Origin of the sequence: Bacteroides coprosuis, from assembly GCF_020741705.1 — a bacterium.
Taxonomy (GTDB): Bacteria; Bacteroidota; Bacteroidia; order Bacteroidales; family Bacteroidaceae; genus Bacteroides_E; species Bacteroides_E coprosuis.
Map to the genome: position 1 here is coordinate 1 of NZ_DYYK01000188.1, position 7707 is coordinate 7707.

2 protein-coding genes and 2 pseudogenes are annotated in these 7707 nt (G+C 34.5%); 2 read left to right on the forward strand and 2 right to left on the reverse strand.

From position 1 onward, the window contains the following. Positions 1–464 precede the first annotated feature (464 nt). Complete coding sequence (locus K8V80_RS11370; RefSeq protein WP_276778137.1) at positions 465–4031, forward strand: glycoside hydrolase family 2 TIM barrel-domain containing protein; 3567 nt, start codon at positions 465–467, stop codon at positions 4029–4031. Between the two features lie 80 nt (positions 4032–4111). Here K8V80_RS11370 and K8V80_RS11375 read toward each other — a convergent pair whose 3' ends face one another. Next, positions 4112–4726: a flavodoxin family protein gene (locus K8V80_RS11375; RefSeq protein WP_006745539.1), complete on the reverse strand. Its 615-nt coding sequence runs from the start codon at positions 4724–4726 to the stop codon at positions 4112–4114. 157 nt (positions 4727–4883) lie between these two features. Continuing rightward, positions 4884–6809 (reverse strand): annotated as a pseudogene (dnaK, locus tag K8V80_RS11380) (molecular chaperone DnaK). 243 nt (positions 6810–7052) lie between these two features. Here dnaK and K8V80_RS11385 point away from each other — a divergent pair. Continuing rightward, a pseudogene (locus K8V80_RS11385) lies at positions 7053–7707 on the forward strand (ABC transporter substrate-binding protein); the annotation flags it as partial.

Genomic DNA, 7707 nt, shown 5'->3' on the forward strand with positions numbered 1-7707 from the left:
AATGATTGTCAAAATTTAAATTGGATTCAATTAAGTTTTAATCTTATCATAGTAAGTAAAAGGCGAGGTATTCTCTTCAAAGATACTTCGCCTTTTTATGCTTTTAAACAAGCACAAATAGATTTCTTTATCAGGGTCATGATACCATCATGTCGGTGTCATCGTATCGTCATGTCGGTGTCAAAACTTTTTTTGACCCTGACATGAAATAAAGATACTTTGATAGAAAAACTCCATTTAAGCTCGATTTCTTGAGTCCGATAACCTATTAGCAAAACAATAATCAAGACAAATCAAATCTATAATCTTTAATAAGATTTGATTTTCAACTGTATACTTAATAAGGATTCCTTTTCTGAATTAAAAGAATCTCTTTTCATAAATTTAGTGCTAAAAGATATGATTTTTAGCACTAAATTTTAAACTTGTATTATTTCTAATTTTTGAATTACAAAATCATTTTTATGAAGAACACTAACTATGCCAAGAAAAAGGCTATTCTATGGCTACTCTTATTTATTCCTCTAATAGCACAAGCCCAGAGCTTTAATTCTACTTCTCTTTACAAAATATATAATCATGAAGGGAAGGTTATTGATAATAATAGCTCGTGGGATAATAATGGAAACATCTTTTTGTCAGAAGAAGATAAAGATAACCCTGGACAATACATTGCACTCACTTTTGTAGAAGAAGGACTATATTATGTTGCTTTCCCTGCTTTTGAAAAAGCACTAGATTACACCAATAATCCAGAGCTAGGGATACTAGCAATCCAGTGGGATGGACATATCACTAATCCAAATCAAAAATGGATCTTTGAAAAAACAAATCAGGATACTTATAATATCCTTTGTCGAGTAAATCCCAACTTAGCTCTAAGTTATAGAAACGATGGAAAGCTTCAATTGACAGCAAAGGATTCATTAGATCCTACTCAAAGCTGGAAAGTTACTCCAACTCAACATAAGCTTCCTAATATCATAGAGGAAGTAGGTAAAGAAAACTGGGAGAATCAGTCTATCTTCGCTATTAACAAAGAAGAACCTAGAAATACATTTATCCCTTTCTTCTCTCAAGAAGATCTTAAGAACGACCCTAGTTTTAAGCATCCATGGGAGTTTCCTCAAGGAAAAAACTTCATGCTATTAAGTGGAAACTGGAAATTTCACTGGGTAGATTCTCCAGAGAAAAGACCTATTGATTTTTATAAAGATGATTTTGACACATCTAAGTGGAACAACATTCCCGTTCCGTCTTCATGGGAAATGCAAGGATATGGCACCCCTATCTATACCAATGTTACTTATCCTCACAAAAATGAACCTCCATTTATAAAACCTGTCAAAGGGTGGACCATAGAGAAAGAAAAGAATCCTGTAGGCTCTTATAAAAGAGAATTTATCCTTACTGATGAATGGGTAAACAAAGAAATATTTTTGCATTTTGACGGATGCTATAGTGCTTTATACGTATGGGTTAATGGCAAAGAAGTAGGTTATTCTCAAGGAGCAAATAATGATGCAGAATTCAATATTACAAAGTATGCAAAGAAAGGAGTAAATACTATTTCTTGCGAAGTTTATAGATGGTCGGATGGTTCTTATCTTGAAGATCAAGACATGTTCAGATTAAGTGGTATTCATAGAAATGTATATCTCTATGCAACAAAGGATGTCAGAGTTAGAGATTATCATATTACCGACACACTAAATGAATCGCTAAATGAGGCTTCATTCCATGTAAAAGCAAATATACAAGCTTTTACGCAAAGCTATAAAAACCTAAAATTAACGGTGGAGGTGCTAGACCCATCGCTAAATTTAGTTACTACGGAGTCTGTTGTCATACCAAAAATAAAAAAGGATTCACAATATGAAGTTTCTGTCGGAGGGTTAATCAATTCAAATCTCCTTTTATGGAATGCAGAACAACCTCATTTATATACATTTATAGTTTCCCTCAAAGACTCAAAAGACAACTTGCTTGAAACTTCTTCAAACAAATATGGCTTTAGAAAAATTGAAGTCAAGGATAATCGAATTTTTATCAATAACGAATCTATCTTATTCAAAGGAGTAAATAGACACGACACTCACCCTACCTTGGGCAAAGCTATACCTGTTTCGTCTATGAAACAAGATATTGAATTGATGAAGCAAAATAATGTCAATATGGTACGTACAGCGCATTACCCCAATGACCCAAGAATGTATGCTCTGTACGATTATTATGGACTTTATGTTATGGACGAAGCTGATGTTGAGTGCCATGGTAACAACTCGATATCTGGAAGAGAAAGTTGGGCTCCTGCTATGATTGACAGAGTTGTTCGCATGGTACAAAGAGACAAAAATCATCCGTCTATTATCTTCTGGTCTATGGGGAATGAGTGCGGTGCAGGCAGTAACTTTGATCTTATGTACCAAGCTACAAAGCAAATTGATACGAGCCGACCTATACATTATGAGGGAAAAAATGATATTGCAGATATTGACTCACACATGTATCCGTCTTTAACCAATATGATCAACTTTGATCAACAACCTAGAAATAAGCCCTACTTCTTATGTGAGTATGCGCATGCAATGGGTAATGCAATAGGCAACCTTGCTGAATATTGGGACTACATTGAACATCATTCCGATAGGATGATTGGAGGTTGTATTTGGGACTGGGTAGATCAAGGACTGTGCAAAATCGACAGACCCAAAAACGAGTTTTACTATGGAGGAGACTTTGGAGATATGCCTAATGACAAAGATTTTTGTGCTAATGGAATTATTACATCAGACAGAAAAATGACTCCTAAACTGATGGAAGTGAAAAAAGTATATCAATACATCCAAACTTCTTACATAGATAATACAACAATCAAAATTCACAACGCGTATGATTTCTTGAATTTAAACGCATTCGTTTTGGATTGGGTTTTATTAAAAGATGGAGTTCAAATAGAGCAAGGCTCTTTAAATTTACCCTCAATCTTACCCAACCAAGATAAAGTAGTAAGAATACCCTACCATACATCAATAGACAAAGAGGCTGAATATGCTCTCAATGTATATTACCGTAAAGTAAATCCTGAGTTTTGGGTTCCAGAAAATCATACTTTTGCTAGTGAACAGTTTATTTTCAATTACTTAAAACCACACAATTTACCTACGGAGGGCAATATTAAAGATATAAACATCAAAGAGTCGAAAGAGATTCTATCTATAAAGGGGAATGACTTCTCCATGCAATTCAATAAAATCAATGGGATATTACATTCTTTAATGTACTCTGGCAAAGAATATATATACAACGGGGAAGGCTTTAGTTTTAATTGGTATAGATCCAATAACAATGATGGAAGAAGCTATGTCAATTCTAGCTCTGAAGTAAAAGATTTCTATTGGGAAAAAGACGAAAACTATATTCAGGTTACGATAGCTCTTATCACAACTCTCGCCGATGAAAACAGATCTAGCTATCCTCATCAACTTACTTATACAATCAATAAGCAAGGAGAAATAGCTGTTGAAGCAGATTTCAATCTTGATGAAGGAGCATACATCGTTCCTCGACTAGGCTTACAAGCTAAATTAACTGAAGACTTAGAAAAAGTATCTTATTATGGAAGAGGACCTTGGGAAAACTATCGCGATCGAAAAACATCTAGCTTTTTAGGTGTTTATCACAATACGATTTCAGGATTTGAAGAAAATTATATCCGCTCTCAGTCTATGGGTAACCGTGAAGATGTAAGATGGATTTCAATTACGGATGAAGGAGGAAAAGGAATTAAAATACAGTCAAAAGACAAACCTTTCAATTTTTCAATCTTACATTTTACTGATAAACAATTGTGGAATGACTTAAATCATGGTCATGAGTTAAAAACGAATAGATTAAAGGAATCTATATTGTCAATTGATGCTATACAACGAGGACTAGGAAACCAGAGCTGCGGACCTGCTCCTTTAGATAAGTATGAAATGAAACCAGGCAAGTATTCTTGTTCTTTTATACTCTCTTACATTAAATAGTAGGATATAAATACTATAAAAAAAGTCTGTCGATTTAATCGACAGACTTTTTTCTTAATATCGTCTTGCTAAGAACTATTTTATCGAATAAAATTGGTAGAAGTCCAATCTTCCAGCTCAGGATGATTATACTTACTATTACTTAAGCTTTTTAGCATCCAAGCCATATTCCTACCTAAAGTCCTCATCGTCTGTAGACCTTCCTCATCTTGAGAAGCCTCTCCTTTTTGCCAGCCATGAACACTATTCCAATATTGAGAGGAAACGATAGGCATATTAGAGATTGTGAAATATTTATTTAATCGATCAAATGTAGCACTTGCTCCTCCCCTCCTACATACAGCTACAGAAGCAGCAGGCTTAAAGCTCAATAAATCAGAGCAAGAGTAAAATACTCTATCTAATAGAGCACAAAGAGAACCATTGGGACCAGCATAATACACAGGAGATCCGACAATTACACCATCTGCATTTTGCAAACTTTCCCTAATGTTTTTATATAAATCGTCTTGAAAAACGCACTTTCCCAACTCATGACATTTTCCACATGCAATACATCCTCTTACTGGTTTATTTCCTATCTGGATAATTTCGGTTTGAACACCACATTCTTCTAGCGTTTTAGAAACTTCTTCTAAAGCTATTTGTGTATTTCCATTTTTTCTAGGACTGCCATTAATTAAAAGTACTTTCATAAATATCCTTTCTTCTATTTGTCTAAATATAAACATATCGTATAAATGAATGTTTAGACAATCATTCCTATTTAAAAGCTTCCTTTTTAATAATATAGCTATAAAAAAAGGAGGTCGTATCTCCGACCTCCTCTCAATAAGCTAAGCTTATATTATATTATTTCACCTCTTCAAAATCTGCATCTTGAACATTTTCTCCTTGGTCATTAGAACCTGAATTACCAGCGTTGGACTGACCTCCTTGAGCACCTGCATCTGCACCTGGCTGAGCACCTGCTTGACCACTCTGAGCGTACATTTCAGCACTTGCAGCTTGGAAAGCAGTATTAACTTCTGCCATAGCAGCATCAATTGCAGCAATATCTTGACTCTTATGTGCTTCTTTAAGCTTAGTAAGAGCAGCTTCAATAGGAGCTTTCTTATCTGCTGGAAGCTTATCACCAAGTTCTTTCAATTGATTTTCTGTTTGGAAAATAACACTATCTGCTTGGTTCAATTTATCAATCTTTTCGCGTTCTTTTTGGTCAGCTTCAGCATTTGCTTCAGCCTCAGCTTTCATCTTTTCAATTTCTTCTTTACTTAAGCCCGATGAAGCTTCGATACGTATTGATTGTTCTTTACCAGTTGCTTTATCTTTAGCCGATACTTTTAAGATACCATTAGCATCAATATCAAAGCTAACCTCAATTTGAGGAACACCACGACGAGCAGGAGCTAAACCTGTTAGATTAAAGTTTCCAATAGTTTTATTTTGTGCAGCCATTGGACGTTCACCTTGAAGCACATGAATAGTAACTTCTGTTTGGTTATCAGCAGCAGTTGAGAATGTTTCTGTTTTCTTACAAGGTATAGTAGTGTTTGCATCAATCAATTTAGTCATTACACCACCAAGAGTTTCAATACCCATTGATAATGGAGTAACATCCAATAATACAACACCTTTAATTTCGTCTGTTAACACAGCACCTTGTACAGCAGCACCAATTGCTACCACTTCATCAGGGTTTACACCTTTAGAAGGAGCTTTACCAAAGAAATCTTGAACAATCTTTTGTACAGCTGGTATACGGGTTGAACCACCAACAAGAATTACTTCATCTATATCTGAATTACTCAAACTTGCATCACTCATTGCCTTCTTACATGGTTCAAGACAAGCTTGAATTAAACCGTGAGCTAATGCTTCAAACTGAGCTCTTGTTAAAGATTTAACTAAGTGCTTTGGCACACCATCAACTGGCATAATGTATGGTAAGTTGATTTCTGTTGAAGTAGCAGATGATAATTCAATCTTAGCTTTTTCAGCTGCTTCTTTTAGACGTTGAAGAGCCATAGGATCTTTTGATAAATCAGCTCCTTCATCTTTCTTAAATTCATCAACTAACCAATCTATAATAACTTGGTCAAAGTCATCACCACCTAAGTGAGTATCACCATTAGTTGATAATACTTCGAACACACCACCACCAAACTCAAGGATTGAAATATCGAATGTACCACCACCAAGGTCGAATACAGCGATTTTCATATCTTTATGAGCTTTATCTATACCATAAGCTAGTGCAGCAGCAGTAGGCTAATTAACAATACGCTTTACTTCTAAACCAGCAATTTGACCTGCTTCTTTAGTAGCTTGACGTTGTGAGTCTGAGAAATAAGCAGGAACAGTAATTACTGCTTCAGTTACCTCTTGTCCAAGATAATCTTCGGCAGTTTTCTTCATTTTTTGAAGAGTCATTGCTGAAATTTCTTGAGGTGTATATAAACGACCATCTATATCTACACGAGGTGTATTGTTGTCGCCTTTTACTACTTTATAAGGAACACGATTCACTTCTTTTTGAACTTGGTCCCAGTTTTCACCCATAAATCTCTTAATAGAAGAGATAGTTCTTTGTGGGTTTGTGATTGCCTGACGTTTTGCAGGATCACCTACTTTACGTTCTCCACCATCAATAAAAGCTACAATTGATGGAGTAGTTCTTTTACCTTCACTATTTGTAATTACTACAGGTTCGTTTCCTTCAAATACAGAAACGCAAGAGTTTGTAGTACCTAAGTCAATACCAATTATTTTTCCCATAATCTTATATTTTATTTTTATTTATTCAAAGTTTATTTATTGTCCTCTTTCGAGAACGACACTATATAAAAAACAAAGATTGTGCCACACCAATCAGATTTTGAATAATGACATAAGTCCTGCCAAATAGGCAGTAATTTTTTAAGGTTGTCATAAATTAGAGAGAAAAGGAATGACTAATATTCCATTGACCACTACATTTTTATTTATCTTTGTGCTCGATTACCTATTTAAACACATATTATGCACACTAAAAATCTAGTTCTAATACTTCTTACAGTATTTCTAATTTCTTTATCGGGCTGTAAACCTCAAGCACAAAAAGAAGTTCAAACTAAGGGTGAATTAAAATATGCCAAAATATTTGATTTGGATAACTCCTCTAATGCCTATACAAAACTCACTGTATTCAATCCTTGGAATGATTATTCTATCCATAGTATCTACTATCTAACAAATAATGAAGAAACAGAAACCCCTTCTGATGGGATGAAAGTTATTACTCCTGTGAAAACAGTGATGGTTAACTCTGCCACTCATCTTGGATTTTTATCCTTGCTTGGTGAACTAGATAAAGTTAAAGGAGTATGTAATGCTAAATATGTTTATAATCTATACATTCTCGAAGGAGTAGAGAGTGGTACAGTCAAAGACTTAGGTGATTCTTTTAATTTAGATACAGAACAACTCTTAATGCTCAATCCTCAAATTATATTTACTACAGCATATAATGGAGATCAAAAAGAAGCTGAGACCTTAAAGAGGTTAAACCAAAATCCTATATTCAACCTAGAGTGGCAAGAGTCTTCATTATTAGGAAGAGCTGAATGGATTAAATTTATTGGTGCTTTCTTCAATAAAAGTGCTCAAGCATATAGTATCTTTAATGATATTGAAG